Below are 25,108 nucleotides of genomic sequence, written 5' to 3'. Positions count from 1 at the left end.
TCCGGCGTGAAACGTGCACTTCTCCTCCTGAGACGCAGGATCATCAGCAGCATTCCGGTGCTGATGATCGTCGTGATCTTCAGCTTCTTCCTGCTCGAATCCGCCTCCGGCGATGCCGTCGATGCCTATCTCGGCTCTATCGGCGGTGGTGATGCGGCACTGATCAAGTCGCTGCGAGAGAGTTATGGGCTCGATCAATCGGTCTTCGCCCGGCTCTGGCTCTATCTGTCATCGCTCGCTCGTCTCGACCTCGGCTGGTCGGTGGCCTTCAACCGGCCGGTGCGGGATCTCATCGCCGAGCGGCTGCCAAACACGCTGCTCTTGATGGGAAGCGCGACGGCGCTGTCATTCGGGCTTGGCGCAGCGCTTGGCATCCTGGCAGGCGCGAAGCCGGGCAGCCTGCGTGATCGTTTTCTCTCGATCGGTTCACTGATCATCTATGCTATTCCGAGCTTCTGGCTGGGACTGGTGTTTAGCATCCTCTTTTCGGTCAAACTGCGCTGGCTGCCGATCGCCGGTATCGAGACGATCGCTTCCGGCAAAACGGGCCTTTCCCGAGCGTTTGATATCGCGGAACACCTGGCCCTGCCGGTCGGTGCTCTCGCCTTGATCTATCTTGCGCTGTTCCTGCGCGTCATGCGCGCGGGCATGGCGGAGGCGTGGAAGCTCGATTTCGTGCTGTTTGCCCGGACAAAGGGTCTGTCGCGCAGCCGCATCGTGCTTCGCCATGTGGCGCGCAATGCGCTGCTGCCGCTCGTCACCATGCTCGGTCTGCAGTCCGCCGCCATGCTTGGCGGCAGCGTCGTCATCGAGAGCGTCTTTGCCATTCCAGGCTTCGGCAGGCTGGCCCAGGAGGCCGTCAACGGCCGTGACGCGCCGCTCCTGATGGGCATCATCGTCACCAGCGCCTTTCTCGTCATCTGCATCAATTTCATCGTCGATCTCGTCTATGCCGCTCTCGATCCGCGCATTGGCTCATCGGAGGGCCGCGCATGACCCTGCTCAAGCGTCTCCTAAGGACCCCGGAGGGGGCGATCGGCCTTGTCATTCTCGCAGCCCTGCTTATTGCCAGCCTGCTGGCCCCGGCGATATCGCCGGGAGATCCGCTGCGGATCGCCGGCAGGGCGCTGCTCTCGCCCTTCTCTGATCCAAGCCTACCGCTCGGCACGGACCGGCTGGGTCGCGATGTCCTCGCCGGCCTGCTCTATGGCGCTCGGACCTCGCTGGCCGTCGGGATTGCCGCAGCCCTTTCCGCCATGCTGCTCGGGCTTTTTGTCGGCATGGCTGCCGGCTTTGCCGGCGGCGCGGTTGACGAGGCATTAATGCGCGTCGTCGATGCCTTCCAGATCGTTCCAGGCTTCCTGCTGGCGCTCGCCTTTGTCAGCATCATCGGTGTGTCGACGCCGGTCGTCGTCTTCGCGATCGCCCTCGGCACCTGGGCCGATCCGGCACGGCTGACGCGAGCGCAGGTGCTGTCCATCCGCGAGCGGGATTATGTCGCAGCCGCGCGGGTGATCGGCATGCATCCGGCCGAGATCGCCTTCAAGGAAATTCTGCCGAACGCCTTGCCGCCGGTTCTGGCGCTGTCGGCCACCATCGTCGCCGGCGCGATCCTGACCGAAGCGGCCCTCTCCTTTCTCGGTCTCGGCAATCCCAATCTCGCCACCTGGGGCTCGATGATCGCCGAAGGCCGCAGCGTATTGCGCTCCGCCGCCTATCTTTCGGTTCTTCCCGGTCTGGCGCTGGCGATCACCGTGCTCGGCGTCCACCTTTTCAGCGAGGGCCTGACGAGGGCACTTGGTCATGAGGGAGGCTCCCGATGAGCCCGCCCTTCTGCAGCGTAAGAAACCTGTCGGTCCGCTACGGACTGGAGGCAGCGCTGAAATCCGTCGACCTCGATATTATCAGGGGCGAGAGGCTGGCGATCATTGGCGAAAGCGGTTCGGGTAAAAGCACGCTTGCCCGGACACTTGCCGGCATTTTAGCGGAGCAGGCCAGGATCGAGGGCGAAATAACCTGGCCGGCGCTCGGCCACGCGCCGCTCCCCGGCCGTGATTTCGGTTTTGTCTTTCAGGACCCCGGCACCAGCCTCAATCCGGTGCTGACCATCGGCGAGCAGGTTGCCGAAGTCGCCAGAAGACACCTCCGCCTCGGCTGGCGGCAAGCCTATGTGCATGCCGAGGAGCTCCTGGATCGCGTCCGCATACCGCAACCCGCAAGCACCATGCGCGCCTTCCCGCATCAGCTTTCGGGCGGCCAGCGGCAACGCGTGGCGATTGCCGCAGCAATAGCGGCCAAGCCCGCCTTGCTGATCGCCGATGAGGCGACCAGTGCGCTCGATGTCGTGGTTCAGGCAGAAATCGTCAGACTGCTCGACGGGCTGGTTCGTGAGGAAGGCATGACGCTGCTCTTCATCACCCATGATATCGCACTCGCCTCTGGCTTCGTCGATCGCGTCGCCGTCTTCCGCAACGGTGAACTGGTCGAGGCCGGTCCCGTCCGGTCGGTTCTGTCATCGCCAGCCGAGAGCTATACTGCCGCCCTCATCGCCAACCATCGCGATCTTTCCACGCAGCCACTGACTACCGAGGTGGTGTCATGAATGGGCTTCTGACCGTGGAGGCATTGTCCAAGGCCTATTCCAGCTCCGGCCGCCAGGTTGCGGCTCTCGACAATATTTCCCTGACAATCACGGCCGGCGAAACCCTGGGCCTGGTAGGAGCCTCGGGCAGCGGAAAATCGACGCTATCGCGCGTCCTTCTCCGTTTGCTGGAGCCTGATACCGGCTCCATCCGGTTCGAAGGAGAGGATTGGCTCGCACGTCGCGGCGTCGACCTGCGGCGCAGGCGCGCGCATATGCAGATGGTATTTCAGGATCCGCTCGGCGCCTTCAATCCGTTGGCCTCCGTCGCCTCGGTTCTCGACGATCCGCTGCGCATTCACGATATCGCGGACAGGAAACAGCGGCCGGCCGAAATCGCCGCCCTGCTGGAGCGCGTCGGCCTGCCCACCGCCCTTGCCTCCCGCCCAGTCCGTACGCTGTCGGGCGGCCAACGGCAGCGCGTCGCCATTGCCCGCGCCATCGCGACGCGGCCCTCCCTGCTGGTGCTGGATGAGGCCGTCTCCGCACTCGATGTGACCGTTCGCGGCCGCATCCTTCAATTGCTGGTCGAGTTGCAGCGCGAGCGTGGCCTTGCCTATCTCTTCATATCCCACGACCTCGCGGTGGTGCGGGCGATCTCGCATCGCATCGCCGTCATGGATGCCGGCCGCATCGTCGAGGAAGGACCGGCAGCCGATGTCGTCACCGCACCGCGATCCGATGCAGCGCGCCGGCTCATTGCGGCCGTGCCGCGCCTCGTTACCGAACCCACTTGAAGGAAGCTGCCCATGACCGAAGCCTGGAACCCGCTCTACGCGCCGGCCTATCCGGCAGAACGTTACGCCATTCTTGCCCGCCGTATCGGCGCGATCCTGATGACGGATAACGATGTGCTGCTGGTGCAGGCCGAGGCCGTCGTGGCGCTTGAGGCCGTTGCGACCAGCCTTGCCAGACCCGGCCTTTCTGCGTTGAACATCGTCACCAGTTCCTATGGCGGCTGGTTCGGGCAGTGGCTGCGGCGTGGCGGCGCTGAGGTCATCGAAATCGTCGCCCGACCCGGCCGGCAGATCGAAGCCGAGACGATTGCCACGGCGCTGGATGCCAATCCCGGTGTCCGTGCGCTGGCGCTCGTTCACGCGGAATCGGCAAGCGGCATCCTCAATCCACTGCCCGAAATCGTCGCGCTGGCGCAGGCACGAGGCATCGTAACGGTGGTCGATGCCGTAGCGTCCGTTGGCGGTCATGCGCTCGATGTCACCGGATTGGGCATCGATATTGCCGTCATCGGCCCACAGAAGGCGCTTGGCGGACCTGCCGGCGTTTCCGCACTATCGGTCAGTCCGCGAGCCTGGGAGCTGATCATGCATGATAATGCACCGCGCAACTCCATCCTGTCACTCGCCGACCAGAAAGCCCGGGTGGATGGCGGCCGCGGCGCTTTGCCCGGAACGCCCGCGCCGCTGGAATTTTTCGCCTTGGAGGCGGCCCTCGACCGGGTCGAGGCGGACGGCGTCGAACAGACCGTCGCTCGTCACGAGAAGGCCGCTTCCGCCACCCGAGCCGGTTTGTCGGCGCTGGGAGCAAGCCTTTGGGTGCCCGCCGAACAGGCGTCAAACCTGGTGACAACGATCTCCGCACCGACAGACGTGGAGCCCACATCGGTCATGCGTTTTGCTGGGGGGCTGGCTGTCGATCTGACGGCCGGTGTCGGCACCGGTCTGTCGCATCTCATACGATTGAACCACACGGGCCCACGAGCGACGTTCCAGACCGTGCTCGCAAGTGTCGTGACCTATGGCGAAGCGCTGCGGCAAGCCGGTTTGGCAGCGGATGTCGGCGCTGCATCGGAGGCGGTTGTCAGGGCTTATAGCGGCTGATCTTCAATACCCGGAGAGTGGCGTCGGTCGCCAGAAGAAGAGCACTTCCTCCCGCAGACCGTGCATGCGGCGCCAGGATATATTGCCTATAAGAATAGTATTCTATTTTGCGGAGCCGCGCTGCAGGAGAGACCGCAGGAAGATTGGCCTGCGAAAAGGCCTCCTCTCAGCGTAGCGCCAATCTTCTGGCGCCTCTTGAGAATCGAGCCTTTCCGATGCACGAAGGGAAAATGAAAAACATGCCAAGGATGACGGAATGGCAGACGCTCGCGGACTTCGGATCGAGTTTGAGAACCATGCGACCCTGCTGAAATGGCACCGGCTGCGCCGGCGAATGGCGGATCCGCTGTTCTCGGCTGAGGTGATGGCCGAAGGCTTCAAGGCTGGCGCATCGATGGAGCTCGATCTTCGAGTGCGCGCCGATGGCGGCTTTGTCGTGCTGCATGACAAGGAGCTGGAAGGCGAGACGACCGGGCACGGCATCATTGCCCAAAAGAGCCTGACGGAACTGCGAGACCTGCGGATGAAGGACGGCAATCGCCCCCTCCTCTACAGCGAAGATCTGGCCGCCATGCTGCAATCGGCCCATCCAGACGCGTTGCTGCAGTTCGACATGAAGGACGATTACGAGGTGATCGGCGAAAAGGGGATCGCCCATCTGGCCGAACATCTGAAGAAGATTTCCGCCTCGGTCATCGTCAGCGCCGGTAGTCTAGATCTGATCCTGGCCGTCAAGGAGAAGCTGCCGCATCTGCGCCGTGGTATCGACCCCAGCGACAGGCTTGGCGACGTCTACAGGACCGAAGGCTGGAAAGCGGTTGAAAAGGAACTGCTTGCCGATCTGCGCGGCCCGACGGAGCCGGAAACAATCTATCTCTACTGGCCGATGCTGCTCGATGCAGCAAAGGCAGGCCTCGATATGATCGCGCTCTGCCACAGCGAGGGCAAGCTCGTCGATGCCTGGACTTTCACGCTGAAGGATCCCGACGGCGGTTTCAGCAATTCCGAATGGACGAACTTCTCGGCACTGGTCGCTTTGAAGCCGGATCAGATCACTACAGACGAAGCACCGGCGACCGAACGGGCATGGCTGAAGCGCATGGCGGGCTGATCAGCCCGCCAATCCCTCGAACTCGACGAGGAAAGCGAATTCCTCTGCCAATCCCGGCGAATGGGCGATGATCGGGCCGCCATCTTTCAGCAGTCTATCGACTGATGGAATGGCAACTTTCGCGCCAGCCTCGGCGGCGATCAGTGCACCGGCAAGCATATCCCAGGCATTCAGATGCCGTTCGTAAAAGAGGTCGGAAACACCTTCCGCCACACGCACGAGATCGACTGCCGCTGCCCCCATGCGGCGATAGTCCATGCCACGTTCGTAAAGCCGCTTGGAGAGCGCCGCATAGTCGTCAAAGCTCGTCTTGCGCGAATGGCCGAGAACGACGATCGCATTGGCGGGATCGGTGGTCGGGGCGGCGTGGATCGGCTGGCCCTCCTTGAAGGCGCCGCAGCCGCGGATAGCGGAAAAGACCTGATCATTGGCCGCATCATAGATCACGCCGATCCCCACCTTGCCATCGACGACGAAGGCGATGGAAACACCCCAGTGGCGGAAGCCACGGATATAATTGGTCGTCCCGTCAATGGGATCGACGACCCAGGTTCCTGCCGAGCCGGACTCACCGCCGGTTTCCTCGCCCATGAAGGTATCCTCAGGGAAGCGCGCCAGCAGTCCCGCGCGGATCGCCTGCTCTGCCTGCCTGTCTGCGATAGTGACGAAATCCTGCAATCCCTTATTCTGGACGTTGAGCGCGCCCGGCTTTCCTTCACGCCTGAAGCGCGCAGCCTCGCGTCCAACGTTGCGGGCCACGTCGATTGCGACCTCCGCCCGCGCGGTCAGATCGGAGGCATCGAATGCGGAACTCATCAAGCAGTCCTTCTTTTGATCAGCGTCACGGGGGTAAATTCGACGCGGGCGGTCATATCCGGTTCGGCCATCCTGGACATCAGCAGATTGACCGTTTGTTCAGCCTGGACATCGCACGGCTGGCGGATGGTCGTGAGGTCGTAGGCCGCCCAGCTTGCCTGGGGAATGTCATCATGGCCAATGATGCGGATCGGTGGCTGCTCCTCGCGGCCATGCTCCCTCATCATCCGGTCGAGAACGCCGCAAGCCATGTAGTCATTGGCGCAGAACAGGCCGTCGATGCCGAGCAAGGCAAGACTGGCGGCGGCGTCATAACCGTTCCGATAGTCATTGACCTTCAGCTCCACCATGCGTGGATCGAGGCCGCGTTGACGGCAGGTCATCATAAAGGCTTCGCTGCGTCGCCTTGCCGTATAAGAGATGGCAGGTGCGGCCATGACCGCCGGCACCTTGACGCCGCTTTCGATGAGATGCGTGGCGGCAAGATGCCCGGCCATGCGATCGTCGGAGATGATGCGATCGACGAAGGGAATATCATCGCCCTTGTTGATCAGCACGATCGGCACGCCTTCTGCAGCGCATTGCTCGCAGATCTCCGTCGGCGGTGCATCCGACGTGACGATGACGCCCGAGACGGCATAGTGCAGCAACTGGCCAATGACGGTCGAGGTGTCGGCTTCCTTTGAGGTCGGCAGCAGGATCGGACGAAAGTTGCGGGCGAGCAGGACACGTGCCAGATGCTCGATCTGCAGCGTACGGAACGGATTGTCGAGACCGGCGGCGACAACGCCGACGAGATCGGAGCGCTTATTGGTCAGGCTGCGGGCGAGATAGTTCACCCGATAGCCGAGATCCTTCGCCGCCTGATAGACCTTTTCGCGCGTTTTCGGCGAAACGCTGGCATCCGGCGTGAAGGCGCGCGAAACGGCGGCACGCGAGACGCCTGCCACACGCGCCACGTCGAAGGAGGTGACCTTTCTCGGCCCCTTGTTATCCTTGTCTGCCATGTCTCTCACCCCCAGCGGCCGGGCGCATTAGATCGGGCAGGTCTGTACAGATGCCGAGCACCGGAAGCTTTATGATGTCGGAAAGAATGGCCGGCCTCTCCTCATGCCACAACACGATCTCACGGCCCTCGCCGAATGCCCGCTGCATCAGCTCTTCGCTCACGAGATCCTGCGGCCGTTCGCCGGCCCGTTCCCAGCAGAGATGCAGGATATTGGCACCGGCCTCGTCACCCGCCGCATGCGGATCGTGGCCGACGCGGATCAACACCGAGAGCGGATAGTCGCAACCGGCATCGCGAAGCTCGCGCACCTGTGCCGTATCGAAGGAGCCGAGGCAGGCGAAGCGCTGGTTCTTTTCGTGAAGTTGCTTCCAGCACAGAAGCCCCGTGCCCGGCGCCTTAAGCTCGATGTAAAGGCCCGTATTGGTCCGCCGGCCGAGAGCCGCGACCGCCTCGAAGGTCGGAACATCGACGCCTTCGAGGGCAGCAAGTTCGGTGGCCGTCATCTCGGAAATGCGTCGATCGATGCCGAAGACACGTTCCAGATGGTCGTCGTGGGAGACCACGACCACGCCGTCCCTGGTCAGCTGTGTGTCGAGTTCCCACATTTCCGCGCCAAGTTCGGCAGCGCGCTGGAAGGCTTCGAGCGTATTCTCCCGCTCATGGCCGCTCGCGCCGCGATGGCCGATGCAGAAAGGCAGATATCCTTTGTTCGAGGGCCAGCCGTAGCGTTCGAAGAAAGTCGAGAAGTCACGCATCGCTCAGAGCCTCCGACCTTCTTCGTCGAATACGAACACGCCCTTGCTGTCGATCGCCCACCTCACCTCATCACCGACGGTGATGTCATTGCGGACCGGCTGGATGGAACGCAGCAGCGAGCCGCCGGCAAGCCGTACGTCGTAAAGGTTCTCGCGACCCTGCGTTTCGGCGAAGGTGACTTTGCCCGTAACGGCGATATCGCCGGCCGGATTGAAATGTTCAGGGCGCACGCCGAGCGTCAGCTTGGTGCCCTCGGCAGCCTGGACCGAAACCGGCACGCGGATCTCGCTTTCAGGCATGGCAAAAGTGCCGTCGTTCATCACGCCACGCAGGAAGGTAATCGGCGGATTGCCGAGGAAACCGGCAACGAAGGCGGTGCGTGGATCACTATACATTTCGGACGGCGTGGCGATCTGCACGATCTCGCCTTCCTTCATGATGGCGATGCGGTCGCACATGCTCATCGCTTCCACCTGATCATGGGTGACGAGGATCGCGGTGATGCCTGTCTCGCGCTGGATGCGGCGAATTTCCGAGCGCATTTCGAGACGGAGCTTGGCATCGAGGTTGGCGAGCGGCTCGTCGAGCAGCAGCACGTCCGGTTTGCGGATCAGCGCGCGGGCAAGGGCCACACGCTGCTGCTGGCCGCCGGAGAGCTGTGCCGGACGGCGTTCCATCAGGTTGCCGATGTGTACGAGGCCGGAAATCCGCTCGACCTCCTTGCGGATGTCGGCGGTATTGACGCCCTTGACCTTCAGCGGAAAGCCGATGTTTTCGGCAACCGTCATGTGCGGATAGAGCGCGTAGGATTGGAAGACCACGCCGACATTGCGCATTTGGCTCGGCAGGTCGGTTACGTCGCGATCACCGAAGAGGATGCGGCCACCAGTCGGCCGGTGGATGCCGCAGACGGCAAACAGCGTCGTCGATTTGCCGCAGCCCGAGGGGCCGAGCAGCGCTAGCATCTCGCCGCTGCCGACTTCGAGCGTCATGTTCTCGATGACCTTGGTGGAGCCGAAGCTCTTCGAGAAATTGTCGAGGAGGATGCGCATCAGCCTTTGCTCCCGCCGCCATAGATGTTCATGAGGTATTTGTTGAAGAGTGCGTAGGCGATCAGCACCGGAATGAGGTAGAAGAGGCCAACCGCCTTGAACATGTTGAAATCGTAGTTGTTGTCGTCGGCAAGGAAGCCGGCGAGATAGACCGACAGCACCTGCACCTGATTGCCCGGCGCCAGCACCTGCGGCAGGATGAACTCGCCCCAGCCGGCAAGGAAAGAGAACAGGCCGAGCGCCATGATGCCGGGTTTGACCTGCGGCAGCACGAGGCTGCGCCAGACCCGGAACCGCGAAGCGCCGTCGACGACGCCGGCCATTTCGATTTCCCAGGGCACCGTGTCGTAGAAACCCTTCATCAACCAGATACCGAGCGGCAGATCGATCGCCGCCTTCACCAGGATCACGCCGATCAACGAATTGTAGAGACCGATCATCTGCAGCACGATGAAGATGGCGATGATCAGCGTCACCGACGGGAAAGCGTGCAGCACCATGACACCGGCAAGGAAGAAGCCGCGCGCAGGGACATTGAGGCGCGAGAGCACATAGCCCGCCATCGACGAGACGATGAGCACCAGGCTGGTGGTGCAGGCCGAAAACAGCAGCGTGTTCAACGTCACCTGCCAGATGTTCGCCTTGCCCGCCGTCGTCTGCCACAGGAAGCGCCAGTGATCGAGCGTCAGGCCGGAAGGCAGCAAGGCATCCGGCTGCTTCACCGTCACGGTGTCGAGGAAGAGATAGACATACATCAGGAGCAGCGGCAGGCTGACGATGGTCAGTGCCGTTATGACAGGCCAGCTGCGATAATTTGCCGAGGGCTGCGAGCGTTCGGCCATGGTCAATCCTCGATCAGGGGCTTGGCGACAAGCGTGCCGTAGTTGAAAACGCGCAGATAGAGAAGCGACAGCGTCACGCCGATGACGACGAGCACCAGCGCCATGGCGGCACCCAGCCCGTATTCGAGATTGCCGGCATAGTTCCTGAGCGCGGTGTGATAGGCGGAGAGCGCCCAGACCTCGGTCGCGTTGCCCGGACCGCCATTGGTGGCGAGCAGGATTTCATTGAAGGAGGCAAGCAGCGACAGGGTCTGATAGCAGGTGACGAAGAGGATCGGCCAGCGCATCTGCGGCAGGATGATGTAACGGATCTGCTGCCAGCGCGAGGCGCCGTCGACCTCGCTCGCATAGAACTGACTCTTCGGAATGGCCTTCATCGCCGACGAGAACACCAGCATGCCCATCGATGCGCCGATAAAGCCGTTGATCAGCACGACGAAGAACCAGGCATTATAAGCGGTATCGAGCAGGTAGTTCTTCGGGGGGTAGCCGAACTTGCCCATCAGGATCGAAATGAAGCCGCTGTCCCAGGCGAGCCACTTCCACAGCATGACGTAGATGACGACAGGCGTGATGCGCGGCAGGAGCCAGATGCCGCGAAAGATCGAGGCTGGCGTCGGCGGCATGTAATGTGTCCAGATGGCGAGCAGCAGCGCATAACCGACGTTGAAGAGCATCAGCACCAGCGCAACATAAAGTCCGGTATTGAAAAGCACGCGCGCCATGTCGGGCGAGTTGGCCATGCGTGAGAAATTGTCGGTCGTCCAGGTCCAGCCGGTAAAGGTGGTCTTAGCCACGGTCTCCTTCTGCTCCGGGGTCAGCTTGAAACCAAGCGTATCGAGAGCGGAGAAGAGCTGGTCCTTGCTGTCGAAGCGGGTGTTAAGGACGGAGCGGTTGAACTGTTCCGAGATCTGCTTGACCTCGCGTGTCGAAGGTCGCTCGGTGAGATCCTTGATCATGCGCTCGACGTCGCGGCGTGCCGGGAAAACCTCGCCTATATGTTTGGCGCGCAATTCCGCAGCAATCCCCGGCGCCATCCCGAGGCCCTCGACGGCCGTGAGGCCCGCCTCGTCGATTGTGTAGCGCGGTTTGGCCATCTCGGCGGCGATGTCGGGCATCGCCGATTTCAGTGCGATCAGGGAGTTGGGTGCGATTTGGTAGACACCGCCTGATATGCCGGTCGCGGTCGTCATGTTGGTCATCGAGAAGACCGCCGTCAGAACCACCGGCATCAGGAAGAACAGGACAATCATGATCGCCGCAGGCGCGATCATCACCAGTCCGAGCGTTCTGGACGATTTCATGGAAGCCTCTTATCGCGAACCGACCGGGCGGCGGTGGCCGCCGCCCGGAAGAGTGCTTCGATCTTAGCGGATGACGATCTTGTCGCCGAGCGTGCTCTTCAGCTCGCCCTCTGCATCGCTGACCGCGGCGTCTACGGTCTTGGCGCCGGTCCAGGATGCTTCGAGGTTCTTCCACATGATGTTCCAATATTTGCCGAAATCGGAATTGTTCGGCATCGCATTGGCATGCGGCAGCAGGCGCTCGGTGGCTTCGCGGGTCCAGCGGTCGGCCGCGTAGAAGTCGACGGTGGATTCCGACTTGGAGATGCCGAGATGGGCTGATTTGACCGCATGCAGCGCGTTGGTGCGTGGCTCGGAGGCGATCTTGACCAGCTGAGCGGCGATCTCGGTGTCTTCCTGATCGTGACCTGCGGTCAGGAGGTAGACGAGCGGGTGGGTCAGCGTGTTGGCCTTGCCGCCTTCGCCGGCCGGGATCAGCGTGAAGACGATATTGCCGAAGAAGTCCTTCAGTCCTTCCTGATTGACCATGCGGGCATAGTGCCAGGTGCCGGCGTCCCAGATGCCGGCCTTGCCCGTGGAAACTTCCTTCCACCACTGGTCGCCCGGCATGCCGATATGGTTCTTCTTGGTAACGCCGGTTTTAACGGCATCGGCGAAGAACTGATAGGTACGGGTCATCGCCGCCTTGTCGAAGACAAGCTTGCCGTTTTCTTCCATAGTGCCGCCGAAGGACGTGTAGAACTGCCAGTAGTCAGGGCCGTTGCTGGTGCGCGGATAGAAGCCGTAGCCGGGCTGGACGAGGCCCTTGTCCTGCATCTTTTTGGCGTCTTCGAGCAGGTTCTTCATCGTGTATTTGCCGTCCTGGACACTCTGCGGCAAGGCATCGAGATCGGCATCGCTGTAGCCGATCGCCTTCATGTAGGGCTTCCAGAAGAACATCGGCCGGGATTCGGCATCCTGCGGAATGCCGTAGACGGCGCCGTTATAGGAGGCGATCTGCATCAGGTTTTCATAGATGTCGCTGAGCGGCCAGGAGTCGAGATCGACATAGTCCTCGATCGGGACGATGAGACCCGCCTGCGACCAGGGCGCGATGTCTTCATGGCCGCTGACGACGATGTTCGGAGCGGTCTTGGCTTCTGCGGCAAGGGTCAGCGCCTGCTTGAAATCCTCCCAGGCGGAATAGGGCTTCTTCTCGACGGTGATTTTCAGGTCTTCACCCTTCAGCGCAGCTTCGCGCTGCAGCTGCTGGGCTGCGATCTCGATGGCGTCGAGGCGATAGACGTCGTTCGGGCCGGTACCGCCGGCCCAGACGCTGATGTGAACGTCCTTGGCAAGCGCGAGAGCGGAAGTCGAAGCCAGGATGGCGGCTGCGACGGTGAGGGATTTCAGTGTCGGCAAAAGAGTCATTTTCTTCATCTCCCCAGAAGAGCAGTGTGAGGCCTCTTGACGGGTCATCACTGGTGTTGACGGCCGTTCCGATAACCCCACGAAAACGTGGCGTATCCCGCTCTAGGGGGCGAACGTAACGGCCGAATGACAAAATTGAGCACGTGTGCAAAATTATTATGACGATGTTCTCGGCGCGGTCAATTGCCGATCAAAAGACGGGGCCAGTTGCCAGTGAAAATCGTCATCGAAGGGTGCTGAGGCAACGTCGACAGCCGCGACATGGCCTCGTCACGACCACGCTGTCAGCTCTTCGCATCGTTTAAAATCGCGCGCTTGCCTGTATTTTCTTAATCGGCTAATAATTGCGCCGGAGCCGTTCAACAATGGAGGCGTGCAATGGCAGATATTTCTTCGTCCAACGCCTCTTTGGCATAGGCCTTCGAAGCTCTCAATTCTCGATCATATCCGAGATCTTTCAAGCTTCCCCATCCAAAGATGGCATTCGTTTCGCACGCAGCGTTTGGGCGCGGTGATGTCCGCGCTATGTCGCTGTGCACTTTCAGCTTGAAAGAAGGGCGGCTCATAATTCTGACCGCTGATGATCATGACCAATCAACGCGCCGGCGAAAGCCTGTCGGCATCCATGCGCGAGCTTTGCTCGCGGTTCAGTTTCAGAGAGATTCTCGTCGCAACAATCGTTGCCCGGTTGAGACGTCGTCGCATGGTGAACAGCGTCGACACCTTCCCATCCTGGTTGCGCCGCGACCTCGCTTTGTCCGATGAATAGATCGGACTCCTCGCTGAATTGCCAGGGGAATATCCGGCAGGGAATGGTTTCAAGACGAGATCATCCCTGCCGGCTTTCGGCCAATGCGATATGGCCATCAAATCCCGGCCCAGAGATCACGAAGCATCTGCCGAAGCAGTAGCGCCTCCGCCCACCGATCGGTGGTATCGTTGCCGTTTCGCCCAATGATGGCATAGGGCTTCGGCCCGAGCTCGCAGCTGAAGACCAGCTCGGCATTCGAAGCCGCACGACTGCGCCAATCGCGCATGCCGTAGCCCCAACAATATCCATGACTTAGGCATCGGGAGCAATCCAGATCGCCTTTCGAGACGCACAGAAATGCTCTCTCGGAAACTACGCGATTGAATTTTCTGAAATCTAAATATTAAGTTGGACCGCAAATACATGAATCCCACGTCGCATTCTCATGCGACTCCAGATTGACCGTTCATCCAAAAGTATCCCATCCCATGAGCCTTGAATCCGTCCGCGCCTTCTTCGCCGCCAACGCTCCCGACATCGCCATCATCGAAACGGCCGGAAGCTCTTCGACCGTCGCGCTCGCGGCCGCGGCGCACGGCGTCGAGCCCGCGCAGATCGCCAAGACGATCTGCCTGCGCGTGGGCGACCGCACCATGCTGATTGTGGCGAGCGGCACTTCGCGTCTCGACAACAGGAAGTTCAAGGATGCCTTCGGCGGCAAGGGGCGCATGCTCGATGCCGAGGAAGTGCTGGCGGTGACGAGCCATCCGGTCGGCGGGGTCTGCCCCTTCGGCCTGCCTGCGCAGTTGCCTGTCTATTGCGATGTGTCGCTGAAGCAGTTCGAGGAAGTCGTGCCGGCCGCCGGTTCGACCAATTCTGCAGTGCGTATTTCGACCGGCCGGCTGGCGGAAATCACCGGAGCCGAATGGGTCGACGTCTGCCAGTAGCAACGCACAACTTCACAGAGCGGAAAGAATACCTATATTAGGCCGTGACATGCCGTTGAGCGCATGACAGGAGGTTTGAAATGCCCAGTGCCGTTTCGCGTTTTGCCAGGATCGCGGGGATTGCCGTTCTTGCAGGCGCTACCGTTTTTGCTTCGATCGGTGATGCCGATGCGCGCCGCGCAGGCAGCTTTGGCGGATTCGGAAGCCGCGGCACGCGCACCTTCAGTGCGCCTCCTGCCACCAGCACCGCCCCCACCCCGGCTGCGCCCATCGAGCGCTCGATGACACCGCGCCCGCAGACGACCGCGCCCTATAACACGCAGCAGCCCGGTTATGCCCAGCAGCGCCCCGGTTTGTTCGGCGGCTTCGGCCGTTCAATGATCGGCGGCCTGATTGCTGGTGGCCTTCTCGGCATGCTGCTCGGCCACGGCTTCGGCGGCGGCTTCGGTTTCCTCGGCATGCTCTTGCAGATCGCGCTGATCTTCGGTGCGATCACGCTTGCCATGCGCTTCTTCGCCAATCGCCGCCAACTGTCCTACGGCGCAGGTGGCCAGAGCTATAGCGGGCCGCAGTCCTACAACATGTCGCCGGCCAATGGCGGTTCGACCTTCCATATTCCGGCCATCGGTTCGGGCTCCGGCTCCCAGCAGCGGAGCAATGCGCGCCCACGCGATGAGATCGGCCTTGCCCAGGCGGATCTCGATCAGTTCGAGGAATTGCTGACCAAGGTTCAGACCGCCTATGGTGCGGAGGACTATGGTGCGCTGCGCCGCCTGACGACGCCGGAAGCCATGTCCTACCTTGCCGAAGAGCTTGGCGAGAACGCCACCAACGGCGTCCGCAACCAGGTTACCGACGTCAAGCTGCTGCAGGGCGACATCGCCGAAGCCTGGCGTGAGAACGGTCAGGAATATGCGACGCTGGCGATGCGCTATTCCTCGATCGACGCGATAGTCGAGCGCGACAGTGGCCGCCTCGTCTCGGGCGACGACCGCCGCGCGAGCGAAAGCACCGAGATCTGGACCTTCGTGCGCAAGTCCGGCGCCGACTGGAAGCTTGCCGCCATCCAGGGCACCGGCCAGCGCGCCGCTTAGTTCACAGAGACGGGTTTGGAGCGCATACGGGACACAGTTTCGCGCTCCGCCCGCTTGCAGCGCATCGGCGGCAGGCCGCGATCCATCAGATCCATATCCTCCAGCACCATATCGCCCATTTTCTTGAAGGCGCTATCGAGCGCACCGGCGCGATGGGCCGAGCGGATAAAACCCTTGAGGCTGCGCACAGCATGGTCTGACGGCAGCGGCTCCTGCGGATAGACATCGCTTGCCGCAACGATATGACCGGAGGAAACGGCCGCCATCAGCGCATCGAAATCCACCACATCGGCACGGCTGAGCAGGATGAAGGCAGCCCCCCTTCGCATGCTGGCGAAGGCATCCGCGCCGAGAAAGCCCCTGTTTTCACTGGTGACGGCGGCGACGACAAAAACAAAGTCGCTCTGCGTCAGCACGTCGCTCAGGCTCGCCGGTTGCACGTCGTTTTCCTCCAGGATCGAACGTGGCATCCAGGGATCGAACACCCTGATCCTGGCCTTGAAGCCATACAGGATCCGCCGCAATGCCTTGCCGAGATCTCCAAAACCGACGATCCCGATCTCGGAGCCCGATATCAGCCGCGCGCTGGTATTGCCTTCGCCGCCCCAAAGTTCACTTCCCTCCCGGAACGCCGCATCGGCATCGACGATACCGCGCGCAAGGCTCAGCGCAAAGCCGAGGCCGATTTCCGCCACCGGCTCTGCAAACACCTGCCCGGTCGTCACCACATGGATGCCGCGCTGGAAGAGGATGTCGTAGGGCATGTTGTTGAGGAGGTTGCTCTCGACATTGAGGATCGAGCGAAGCTGCGGCATATGATCAAGCGTCTCCGCCGACAGCGGAGGCTGGCCGATGATGTAGCGCGTCCTGCGGAGGATATCATCGCCAAGGCCGGCGATATCATCGGCATCGGCCTCCACGATCTCGTATTTCGCGTTGAGTTCGGCGCGCGCCTTGTCGCTGAAAATCAGGTCCAGCGTGCGCGGCTCCGGCGCGCTGATCGCCAGCGGCCTTTCGGTATTCGTCATGGGATCCTCCTCAAGATGCGGCGGCTCTCGCCTTCGCAAGATGATTGATAATCCGGTTGAGCGACCCTTGTGAAGTCGCCTTTCAAAAAGGCAATTGCATAGGATATAAGCAATTGAAATTCCTATCTATTCCTGTACTTTCCGTTGACGGGAAAATCTCGGTGGACTAGCTTGGTGACGCGACTTGAAACCGTGCCTGAGGTGTCGGCAGCCGCGGGATCTAAAAACTCAGAGGGAATTCCATAATGAAATCAATCTTCAAAAGCGGCGCTCTTGCGCTTGCCGCCGCGGCGCTTCCGGCAGTCGCCTATGCCCATACCGGCATCGGCGAAACGGCTGGCTTTGTGCATGGTTTCAGCCATCCGATTTCCGGCCTCGATCATATCCTTGCCATGATCATGGTCGGTGTCCTCGCTTTCCAGCTTGGTGGCCGGGCCGTCTGGGCCGTGCCGACGACCTTCGTGCTCGTCATGGCACTTGGCGGCGCTCTTGGCATCGCCGGCATCAATGTACCATTCGTTGAAATGGGCATCGCGCTTTCCGTCATCGTGCTCGGCACGATCGTTGCCCTGAACATCCACGCCTCCACGGCTGTCGCGATGGGTATCGTCGGCCTGTTTGCGATCTTCCATGGCCATGCGCACGGCGCCGAAATGCCTGAAAACGCCGGAGGTGCTGCCTATGCCGCGGGCTTCATGATCGCCACTGCCCTGCTGCACATGGCAGGTCTCGGTCTCGGCTTCCTGATTGCCCGCTTCGGCGAGCGTCAGGGCGCCTTCGTCATTCGCACCGCAGGCAGCCTTGCTGCCGTTGCCGGCGTCGGCATCCTGACCGGCCTGATTTGAAGGCTCGCACCCCTTTCGACTAATTTATCCGAGCTTGAACGCCCGGCAGACACCCGTCTGCCGGGCGTTCTGTCTTTACGCAATTTGACTTAAATCAATTCCAGGCGTGCGGTGTCCGTCTACTAAAAAGGCGGACCATCGAAGCATGCATCCAAATTGCCGCAGCCCCGCCTGCTCAATTGCGGCACAAACGCGAAAGTCTGTATAGTGATTTCAGAAATTTCTGAAATCACAGACGCAACGGAAACGACAATGAACCTTCCGCCTCTCGTTCAGTCCTTCGTTCTGCACTTCGGTGAAATGGGCTCCCGCTGGGGAATCAACCGCACGGTCGGCCAGATCTACGCCCTGCTTTACGTCTCGCCCTCACCGCTTTGCGCCGAGGAGATCGTCGATGCACTCGGAATATCGCGCTCGAACGTCTCCATGAGTCTGCGCGAACTGCAGGCCTGGAACCTGGTGCTGCTGCGCCACAAGCCGGATGACCGGCGCGACTTCTTCACGACACCCGACGATGTCTGGCTAATCCTCAGAACACTTGCCGAAGAGCGCAAGAAGCGCGAGGTCGATCCGACGCTGTCGATGCTGCGCGAGATCCTCATGCAGCGCCCGGCAAGCGAGGCCGAACGCCATGCGCAGGAGCGCATGAGCGAGATGCATACGCTCATCGAACAGCTGACGCACTGGTATGAAGACGTAAAACAACTTGAAACAGAAAGACTTGCAACGTTACTCTCGCTTGGCGCGAAGGTGACCAAACTTCTGGAGGCCAAGGACAAGGTCGTTTCGCTTGGCCGCCGCCGTCCCAATCCTGCCAACAAGAGCTAGCGCCATGAGCAGTGCTTTCTTCGACGCGAGAGACCGGCAAATGGCGGGGGCGCCCGCCCGCGAGGCCGCGGCGCACAAGCCGAGCGGGACCAGAAGCCGACTGCGCAGCGCCGCAATGTTACAGGCATTCGCGGCCGCGCTCTGGATTCCGCAGGCAGGTCTGCTTGCATGGTCCATCGGCCGCCTCGCCGATGGCGGCGGCCTTGTCGATACCCTCTGGCCAGCGGTCTTCGTATTGCTGCTCGGCGTCGTCAAAAGCTGTCTCGATGCGGCGGGCGGCCGCATTGCCTTCCGCGCAGCACGAGCCGAACTCAGTAAAAAGCGCGTTGCCGCAGTGGAGCTGCTTGCCCGTCTTTCGCCAGTCGATGCCGGCCGCCCTGCATCCGGCGAGGCGGCCAGTGTGCTCGGCGAACAGGCCGAGCTGATCGTGCCCTATCTCTCCCGTTTCCAGCCGGCGCGGATGAAGGCGAGCCTCGTGCCCTTTGTCATCCTCGCCTGCATTTTTCCGATCTCCTGGATCGCGGCACTCGTCCTGCTGTTTGCAGCGCCGCTCATTCCGATCTTCATGGCATTGATTGGTTGGCGGGCGCAGGCTGCAAGCGAAAAGCAGCTTGTCGCAACAGGCAGCCTGAACGCTTTCCTGCTCGATCGCCTGCGCGGACTTGCAACGATCCGCTCGTTCGATGCAGTCGATGCCACGGCGCTCCGGCTTCGCGCGGAGGCAGAATCACAGCGCACGCGCACCATGGCCGTGCTGAAGATCGCCTTCCTATCTTCCGCCGTGCTCGAACTCTTCTCAGCGCTCGGCGTGGCGATGACCGCCGTCTATGTCGGCTTCAGCCTGCTCGGCGAAATCCGGTTCGGCGCCTGGTCCGGCGGTCTCAACCTTTCGCAGGGCCTGTTCGTATTACTGCTCGCACCTGCCTTCTTCGAGCCGCTGCGTGAGCTCTCGGCCGTCTGGCATGATCGCGCCTCGGGCGAGGCTGCCCTGAAGGCGCTGGATGGGCTAGCCGCCGGCGGGTTGGTGCTTCCCGTTCAGCAGAATGCCCAGGTTACCGCCGTTTCAGAAGCCTTCGATATACGCCTGGAAAATGTCGGCTTCCGCTATAGACCTGAGCAGGGACCGATCTTCGACACATTCAACCTCGGTATCGCCGCCGGCGAACACGTGGCACTGCTCGGCGCCAGTGGCACCGGCAAGTCGACCCTCCTGTCGCTGATCGCCGGCCTGGCACCCTGCAATCAAGGCCGGGTTCTGATCGGCGGCGCGAACGCGGGTCGCGGCAAAATGGCCTGGATCGGCCAGAAGCCGCATATTTTCGCGGGCACCATTGCCAGCAATATTGCGCTCGGCCGACCCGGTATCAAAGAGACAGACGTCTCCAGGGCACTTGATCTCGCAAAGCTTGGCGGTGTCGCACAGTGCTATGGCCATCGCCCGCTCGGCGAGGCCGGCATCGGTCTTTCGGGCGGCGAGGCACTGCGGCTTGCTATCGCGCGGGCTGCCTGCGATCCCAATATCCGCATCATCCTTGCCGACGAACCGACCGCCCATCTCGATGCCCAGACGGCTGCCGAGATCACAGAGAGCCTGCTCGCGCTCGCAAAAGGGCGCACACTGATCGTCGCGACACACGATCCGCTGCTTGCAGCACGCATGCACCGCGCCATCCGCCTTGATGCGGATCGTGTTCAGGAGGCTGCCGAATGAGCTCTTTCTTCAACGATATCAAGCCTGTCTTGCGTCTCTTCATGCAGACGCGCAGCAGGGAGCTTCTGCTCGGCGCCGCATTGTCGGCTGCGACCGTCACGGCTGGCATTGCGCTGCTCGGCCTTTCCGGCTGGTTCATAACCGCGACCGCGCTTGCAGGTCTTTCGGCAACCGTTGCCGTCACCTTTGACGTCTTTGCACCATCGGCCAGCATTCGTTTCCTGGCGATCCTGCGCACGTTGGCGCGTTACGGCGAACGTCTGACAACGCATAATGCAACGCTTGCCGTGCTTGCTGCCCTTCGCGAGCATCTGTTCCGCGGCTGGGCCGCCGCCGGCGCAACACGCACGCTTCTCAATCGACCGGCCCGGCTGCTTTTCCGCCTGACGGCCGATATTGATGCGCTGGATTCACTCTATCTTCGTGTTCTTGTGCCGGCGGCCGTGGCAGTCGGCGCGGAACTCGTTGCCAGCGTCGCGCTCGGGCTGATGCATCCGCTCTTCGGCCTCCTCTTCGGCGCTTGTCTCGTTTTGGTGGGGCTTGGCCTGCCGCTCGCTGCCGGCCGACTGGCGTTGAAGTACGCGCGCCGCCGCGCTTACGGCATCGAAATCATCCGGTCCAGGACCATCGATCTCGTTGCCGGGCAGACCGATCTTCTCATGGCGAACCGGCTTACCGCACAGCAGCAAGCCATCGCCGCTGCTGACGCCTATACCGCAAAGGCCGACGACCGGTTAAACCGCATCGAGAGCGGCGTCACCTTCGGCTTCGGCCTTTTCTCCACCGCGCTTCTGGTCGCGTCTCTGCTGATCGTGGCCTTGCTGATGCGGACCGGCGCGATCACCGCGCCTGTTGCCGCGCTCGGCGTGCTCGTCGCATTTGCCGCAACCGAACCTTTCGCCGCACTGCGCCGCGGCGCCCTGGAATTCGGCAGGACGATGCTGGCGTCCAAACGCATCGCACCACGTCTTTCGGCCGTCGAAGCAGACCTCACGCCAAAAGCTCCGGCCCATGAGCTTGCTTTCGCGCTCCAGGATATCACCGTCGCACATGACGGGGCGACACGGCCTGCATTGCGCAACGTGACGCTCGAGTTGCGGCGCGGCGAGCACATCGCCGTGGTCGGCAGCAGCGGCGCCGGCAAATCGACCCTGCTCTCGCTGCTTTCAGGCGAATTGCCGCCGGCTGCCGGCGTGGCCGCAGCACTGGATACAACCTTGCTCACCCAGCGGACCGAGCTTTTCCAGGATACGCTGCGCGGCAACCTGCTGCTCGCGGCAGCCGGTGCCGATGACGATCACCTGCGCGGCGCGCTCGCCGCAGCCGGCCTGCTTGCCGATGTCGACGCGTTGCAATCAGGTCTCGATACGCCGCTCGGCGAAGGCGGCATAGGACTTTCCGGCGGCCAGTCACGCCGGCTGGCGCTCGCGCGTCTCTTCCTGCGCGATACGCCGCTCTGGCTGCTCGACGAGCCGACCGAGGGGCTTGATGGCCGCACCGCGCGTGACGTGTTGCATCGCCTCGCGCTGAGAGCCGAAGGCCGCGCGCTTGTCATCGCCACGCATATGCGCCGTGAGGCGGCGCTCGCAGACCGCATCGCCGTCATCGCGGACGGCCGCATCACAGAGGTTTCGCGCCGTGGGGAGGCGGCGTTCGAAAAGGCGCTCGACCGGCTTCGGCCAGATTGAGCGAACAGGCATGCCCTGCATGGCCGGCCGGCCACGCAGAAACTCATGATACCCCGTGGGACCGTGGGAGAAAGACAATGGAACTAGACATCGTAGCGCTATCGCGCTTCCAATTCGCGCTGACCGCGCTTTACCACTTCCTGTTCGTGCCCCTGACGCTCGGCCTTTCCGTGCTGCTTGCCATCATGGAAACGACCTATGTCATGACGGGTCGCCAGATCTGGCGACAGATGACGAAATTCTGGGGCACGCTGTTCGGCATCAACTTCGTGCTCGGCGTCGCAACCGGCATCGTCATGGAATTCCAGTTCGGCATGAACTGGAGCTATTACAGCTATTATGTCGGCGATATCTTCGGTGCGCCGCTGGCGATCGAGGGCCTGATGGCCTTCTTCCTCGAAGCGACTTTCGTCGGCCTTTTCTTCTTCGGCTGGGACAGGCTGTCGAAGGTCGGCCATCTGGTCGCCACCTGGGCGGTGGCCCTTGGGTCGAATTTCTCGGCGCTCTGGATCCTTGTTGCCAATGGCTGGATGCAAAACCCTGTCGGTTCGGCGCTCAATCCGCAGACGATGCGTATGGAGATAACAAGCTTCTTCGACGTGGTCTTCAACCCCGTCGCCCAGGCGAAGTTTGTCCACACGGTTTCGGCCGGTTATGTCTGTGCCTCGATCTTCGTGCTTGGCGTTTCTGCCTGGTACCTGCTCAAGGGCCGGCACGTCGAACTTGCCAAACGCTCGATGACGGTTGCCGCCTCCTTCGGCCTCGCTTCGGCCCTGTCGGTGGTCGTTCTCGGTGACGAAAGCGGTTATCTCGCCACCGAAAACCAGAAGATGAAGCTCGCTGCGATCGAAGCCATGTGGAAGACAGAACCGGCTCCGGCTGCCTTCACCGCCTTCGGCTTTCCGGATCAGGAAGCACGCGAGACGCATTTCGCCGTTCATATCCCCTGGGTCATGGGCCTCATCGGCACCCGCTCGCTGACGACGGAAATCCCTGGTATCGATCAGCTGGAACAACAGGCAGAAACCCGCATTCGCGACGGCATCAAGGCCTATGATGCGCTGATGCAGATCCGCGCAGCACCTGCCCAGGATCAGGTTGCCCAGGAAGTCCGCAGCTCCTTCGAAGATCTCGGCCACGACCTCGGCTATGCCCTGCTCTTGAAGCGCTATGTCGACGATCCGCGTCAGGCAACCGACGAACAGATCGCTCAGGCCGCACGCGACACCATCCCGCATGTGCCAACGCTCTTCTGGTCGTTCCGCATCATGGTCGGCCTTGGCATGTTCTTCATCGTGCTGACGGCAACCTTCTTCTGGCTGTCGGCCCGCCGGCATTTGGACAAATATCCGCTGCTCCTGCGCATCGCGGTATTTGCCATCCCGCTGCCGTGGGTGGCGATCGAACTCGGCTGGATCGTTGCCGAGTTCGGCCGTCAGCCCTGGGTGATCGAAGGGGTGCTGCCGACGGCCGTCGCCGTCTCCAGCCTCGGCGCCAGCACGGTGCTGCTGACGATCTGCGGCTTTGCCGTACTCTACACAACGCTGATCGTCATCGAGATGAAGCTGATGCTGAAGGCAATCCAGCAAGGACCGGAACCGGACCACGAGCCGGAAGCAAAGCTTGTTTCCGAAACCCTCGTTCCAGCCGCGGAGTGAACCGTCATGATCCTTCACCAACTTATCGACTATGAAACCCTGCGCATCATCTGGTGGGTGCTGCTCGGCGTGCTCCTGATAGCCTTCGCCACCACCGACGGCTTCGACCTTGGCGTCGGTGCGCTCCTGCCCTTCGTTGCCAAGAACGATGCGGAACGCCGTGTCGCTATCAATACGATCGGCGCCACCTGGGAAGGCAACCAAGTGTGGCTCATCCTCGGCGGCGGCGCCATCTTCGCCGCCTGGCCGCCGCTCTATGCGGTCTCCTTCTCGGGCTTTTATCTGGCGATGTTCGCAATTCTGCTTGCGCTCATCCTGCGCCCGGTCGCTTTCAAATACCGCTCCAAGCGCGAGAGCCCTCGGTGGCGCAGCAATTGGGACTGGGCACTCTTCGTCGGCGGTTTCGTGCCGTCGCTGATCTTCGGCGTTGCCGTCGGCAATGTGCTGCAGGGCGTGCCCTTCCGCTTCGCGAACGACATGCGCATCTTCTACGAAGGCTCATTCTTCGCGCTTCTGAACCCCTATGCCCTGCTCTGCGGCCTGCTCTCCGTCGCCATGCTCGTCATGCACGGCGGCGCATGGCTGGTGCTGAAGGCAACGGGACCGGTTGCCGAGCGCAGTCGTCGCTACGGCAGTATCGCGGCACTCGCCGTCATCGTGCTCTTCGCGCTCGGCGGCCTGTTCCTCTGGATGGGTGTCGACGGTTATCGCATCACCAGCGATATCAACCCGATCGGCCCGTCGAACCCGCTTTTGAAGACCGTGACGCCGGAAGGCGGTGCATGGCTTGCCAATTACCACACCTATCCCTGGATGATCGCAGCACCGATCCTCGGCTTCCTGGGCGCAGGCGCGGCATTCCTTGCCATGCGGGTCCGCCGCGAGGTCGCAGCGCTGCTCTTCAGCGACCTCGCGATAACAGGCATCATCTCGACGGTCGGTCTTTCGATGTTCCCGTTCATCCTGCCCTCCTCGCTCGATCCAAGGTCAAGCCTGACGGTCTGGGATGCGTCGTCCAGCCACCTGACGCTGTTCATCATGCTGGTGGCCACGATCATCTTCCTGCCGATCATCTTTGCCTACACCGCCTGGGTCTACAAGGTGCTGTGGGGCAAGGTCGACGAGAAGAGCGTAACCGACAAGAACAGCCACGCTTATTGAGGAGACGAAACGATGTGGTATTTCGCATGGATTCTCGGCCTGCCGCTGGCAGCCGCTTTCGCCGTCCTCAACGCCATGTGGTACGAACTGGTGGATGACGAAGCCAAGAAAAAGGCGTCGGGAGAACGCAGGTAAAAGTAAAGGGCGCGGTTCACATCGCGCCCTTTCCTTTCAGCTCATCGCGATCGGCATGTCGCCGTCAGGCAAGCCGGTTCTGCGACCGCTCGGCAAGCTCGACGATAATGCCGTCCGGATCACGGACAAACGCAATCCTGTTCAGCATCTCGGAATGGACCGCAAAACGCGGCCGTTCCTTGATGTCCACGCCCGCCGCTTCCAGCCGGGCGAACGTTTCTTCAACGTTTTCGAAATGGAAGGTTATGTGCTTGACGCCGGCCGTTCCATCTTGAAGATCGACAGCTCTGGCGGCACCGCCAGGCGGCGCAAAAACCTCCAGCATGCCACCGCCGGCGTCGAGAAAGGCGACCTGCATGCCGTCGGGCATCTTTTTGCGCAGATGCAGTTTCAGGCCGAGCAGACCGCAATAGAATTCGATCGCACGGTCCATATTGCTGACCGTCATGCCGATATGTTCGAATGATCTCAGCATGATCCTTG

General features: G+C 61.7%; 25 protein-coding genes and 1 pseudogene. 16 read left to right on the top strand and 10 right to left on the bottom strand.

The annotated features are described in order from the left end of the window. Nucleotides 1-6: 6 nt before the first annotated feature. The 6 genes from KQ933_RS24500 to KQ933_RS24475 all read left to right on the top strand — a co-directional run bounded on the left by KQ933_RS24500 (nt 7) and on the right by KQ933_RS24475 (nt 5,590). On the top strand, nt 7-996 hold the full coding sequence (locus tag KQ933_RS24500) for an ABC transporter permease (protein WP_216760416.1): 990 nt from the start codon (nt 7-9) through the stop codon (nt 994-996). Continuing rightward, nucleotides 993-1,823 (top strand): ABC transporter permease, encoded by an 831-nt coding sequence (locus KQ933_RS24495; RefSeq protein WP_216760415.1) that lies wholly within the window; start codon nt 993-995, stop codon nt 1,821-1,823. The genes KQ933_RS24500 and KQ933_RS24495 overlap by 4 nt, the downstream gene beginning before the upstream one ends. Then, entirely contained in the window at nt 1,820-2,602 is a 783-nt protein-coding gene (locus tag KQ933_RS24490) for an ABC transporter ATP-binding protein (protein WP_216760414.1), read from the top strand. Before KQ933_RS24495 ends, KQ933_RS24490 begins: the two co-directional genes overlap by 4 nt. Beyond that, complete coding sequence (locus KQ933_RS24485) at nt 2,599-3,378, top strand: ABC transporter ATP-binding protein (RefSeq protein WP_216760413.1); 780 nt, start codon at nt 2,599-2,601, stop codon at nt 3,376-3,378. The genes KQ933_RS24490 and KQ933_RS24485 overlap by 4 nt, the downstream gene beginning before the upstream one ends. Before the next feature lie 12 nt (nt 3,379-3,390). Continuing rightward, nucleotides 3,391-4,479, top strand: a complete 1,089-nt coding sequence (locus KQ933_RS24480; protein WP_216760412.1) for an alanine--glyoxylate aminotransferase family protein — start codon at nt 3,391-3,393, stop codon at nt 4,477-4,479. 256 nt (nt 4,480-4,735) lie between these two features. Beyond that, nucleotides 4,736-5,590: a glycerophosphodiester phosphodiesterase family protein gene (locus KQ933_RS24475; protein ID WP_216760411.1), complete on the top strand. Its 855-nt coding sequence runs from the start codon at nt 4,736-4,738 to the stop codon at nt 5,588-5,590. Here the strand turns inward: KQ933_RS24475 and KQ933_RS24470 are convergent, their stop codons facing one another. The 7 genes from KQ933_RS24470 to KQ933_RS24440 all read right to left on the bottom strand — a co-directional run bounded on the left by KQ933_RS24470 (nt 5,591) and on the right by KQ933_RS24440 (nt 12,779). Further along, entirely contained in the window at nt 5,591-6,406 is an 816-nt protein-coding gene (locus tag KQ933_RS24470) for an inositol monophosphatase family protein (RefSeq protein WP_216760410.1), read from the bottom strand. After that, nucleotides 6,406-7,413, bottom strand: a complete 1,008-nt coding sequence (locus KQ933_RS24465; RefSeq protein ID WP_216760409.1) for a LacI family DNA-binding transcriptional regulator — start codon at nt 7,411-7,413, stop codon at nt 6,406-6,408. The genes KQ933_RS24470 and KQ933_RS24465 overlap by 1 nt, the downstream gene beginning before the upstream one ends. Next, the gene (locus tag KQ933_RS24460; protein WP_216760408.1) at nt 7,397-8,170 is read right to left on the bottom strand and encodes a glycerophosphodiester phosphodiesterase; all 774 of its coding nucleotides are present in this window, start codon (nt 8,168-8,170) and stop codon (nt 7,397-7,399) included. Before KQ933_RS24460 ends, KQ933_RS24465 begins: the two co-directional genes overlap by 17 nt. A gap of 3 nt (nt 8,171-8,173) precedes the next feature. After that, nucleotides 8,174-9,223, bottom strand: coding sequence for an ABC transporter ATP-binding protein (locus KQ933_RS24455; protein ID WP_216760407.1), 1,050 nt, complete (start codon nt 9,221-9,223; stop codon nt 8,174-8,176). Continuing rightward, the gene (locus KQ933_RS24450; RefSeq protein ID WP_216760406.1) at nt 9,223-10,065 is read right to left on the bottom strand and encodes a carbohydrate ABC transporter permease; all 843 of its coding nucleotides are present in this window, start codon (nt 10,063-10,065) and stop codon (nt 9,223-9,225) included. The genes KQ933_RS24455 and KQ933_RS24450 overlap by 1 nt, the downstream gene beginning before the upstream one ends. Before the next feature lie 2 nt (nt 10,066-10,067). Continuing rightward, nucleotides 10,068-11,369: a carbohydrate ABC transporter permease gene (locus KQ933_RS24445; RefSeq protein ID WP_216760405.1), complete on the bottom strand. Its 1,302-nt coding sequence runs from the start codon at nt 11,367-11,369 to the stop codon at nt 10,068-10,070. Between the two features lie 63 nt (nt 11,370-11,432). Beyond that, nucleotides 11,433-12,779 (bottom strand): extracellular solute-binding protein, encoded by a 1,347-nt coding sequence (locus KQ933_RS24440; protein ID WP_216760404.1) that lies wholly within the window; start codon nt 12,777-12,779, stop codon nt 11,433-11,435. 580 nt (nt 12,780-13,359) lie between these two features. Between KQ933_RS24440 and KQ933_RS24435 the strand changes: the two genes are divergently transcribed. After that, nucleotides 13,360-13,548: a hypothetical protein gene (locus KQ933_RS24435; RefSeq protein ID WP_216760403.1), complete on the top strand. Its 189-nt coding sequence runs from the start codon at nt 13,360-13,362 to the stop codon at nt 13,546-13,548. A gap of 97 nt (nt 13,549-13,645) precedes the next feature. Here the strand turns inward: KQ933_RS24435 and KQ933_RS24430 are convergent. Beyond that, a pseudogene (locus tag KQ933_RS24430) lies at nt 13,646-13,822 on the bottom strand (sugar phosphate isomerase/epimerase); the annotation flags it as partial. Between the two features lie 196 nt (nt 13,823-14,018). Here KQ933_RS24430 and KQ933_RS24425 point away from each other — a divergent pair. Then, the gene (locus KQ933_RS24425) at nt 14,019-14,477 is read left to right on the top strand and encodes a YbaK/EbsC family protein (protein WP_216760402.1); all 459 of its coding nucleotides are present in this window, start codon (nt 14,019-14,021) and stop codon (nt 14,475-14,477) included. Between the two features lie 80 nt (nt 14,478-14,557). Next, nucleotides 14,558-15,571, top strand: a complete 1,014-nt coding sequence (locus tag KQ933_RS24420; protein ID WP_216760401.1) for a Tim44 domain-containing protein — start codon at nt 14,558-14,560, stop codon at nt 15,569-15,571. Here the strand turns inward: KQ933_RS24420 and KQ933_RS24415 are convergent. After that, the gene (locus KQ933_RS24415) at nt 15,568-16,599 is read right to left on the bottom strand and encodes a hydroxyacid dehydrogenase (protein WP_216760400.1); all 1,032 of its coding nucleotides are present in this window, start codon (nt 16,597-16,599) and stop codon (nt 15,568-15,570) included. The genes KQ933_RS24420 and KQ933_RS24415 overlap by 4 nt on opposite strands. A 245-nt stretch (nt 16,600-16,844) precedes the next feature. On the opposite strand from KQ933_RS24415, the gene KQ933_RS24410 reads away from it, so the two are divergent. The 7 genes from KQ933_RS24410 to cydX all read left to right on the top strand — a co-directional run bounded on the left by KQ933_RS24410 (nt 16,845) and on the right by cydX (nt 24,625). After that, a complete protein-coding gene (locus tag KQ933_RS24410; RefSeq protein WP_216760399.1) occupies nt 16,845-17,444 on the top strand; it encodes a HupE/UreJ family protein in 600 nt (199 codons plus the stop codon). 252 nt (nt 17,445-17,696) lie between these two features. Further along, nucleotides 17,697-18,272, top strand: a complete 576-nt coding sequence (locus KQ933_RS24405) for a GbsR/MarR family transcriptional regulator (protein ID WP_216760398.1) — start codon at nt 17,697-17,699, stop codon at nt 18,270-18,272. 4 nt (nt 18,273-18,276) lie between these two features. Then, nucleotides 18,277-19,983, top strand: coding sequence for a thiol reductant ABC exporter subunit CydD (cydD, locus tag KQ933_RS24400; RefSeq protein WP_216760397.1), 1,707 nt, complete (start codon nt 18,277-18,279; stop codon nt 19,981-19,983). Then, on the top strand, nt 19,980-21,671 hold the full coding sequence (locus tag KQ933_RS24395) for an amino acid ABC transporter ATP-binding/permease protein (protein ID WP_216760396.1): 1,692 nt from the start codon (nt 19,980-19,982) through the stop codon (nt 21,669-21,671). Before cydD ends, KQ933_RS24395 begins: the two co-directional genes overlap by 4 nt. A gap of 77 nt (nt 21,672-21,748) precedes the next feature. Further along, entirely contained in the window at nt 21,749-23,329 is a 1,581-nt protein-coding gene (locus KQ933_RS24390; RefSeq protein ID WP_216760395.1) for a cytochrome ubiquinol oxidase subunit I, read from the top strand. Between the two features lie 6 nt (nt 23,330-23,335). After that, nucleotides 23,336-24,490, top strand: a complete 1,155-nt coding sequence (gene cydB, locus KQ933_RS24385) for a cytochrome d ubiquinol oxidase subunit II (protein ID WP_216760394.1) — start codon at nt 23,336-23,338, stop codon at nt 24,488-24,490. Nucleotides 24,491-24,502: 12 nt separating this feature from the next. Continuing rightward, on the top strand, nt 24,503-24,625 hold the full coding sequence (cydX, locus tag KQ933_RS24380; RefSeq protein WP_183748231.1) for a cytochrome bd-I oxidase subunit CydX: 123 nt from the start codon (nt 24,503-24,505) through the stop codon (nt 24,623-24,625). Nucleotides 24,626-24,689: 64 nt separating this feature from the next. On the opposite strand, the gene KQ933_RS24375 is transcribed toward cydX, so the two are convergent. Then, nucleotides 24,690-25,100, bottom strand: a complete 411-nt coding sequence (locus KQ933_RS24375; protein ID WP_216760393.1) for a VOC family protein — start codon at nt 25,098-25,100, stop codon at nt 24,690-24,692. Nucleotides 25,101-25,108: the final 8 nt, after the last annotated feature.

It is taken from the genome of Rhizobium sp. WYJ-E13 (assembly GCF_018987265.1).
Taxonomy (GTDB): domain Bacteria; phylum Pseudomonadota; class Alphaproteobacteria; order Rhizobiales; family Rhizobiaceae; genus Rhizobium.
This window is presented reverse-complemented; position numbering and strand designations above follow the sequence as displayed.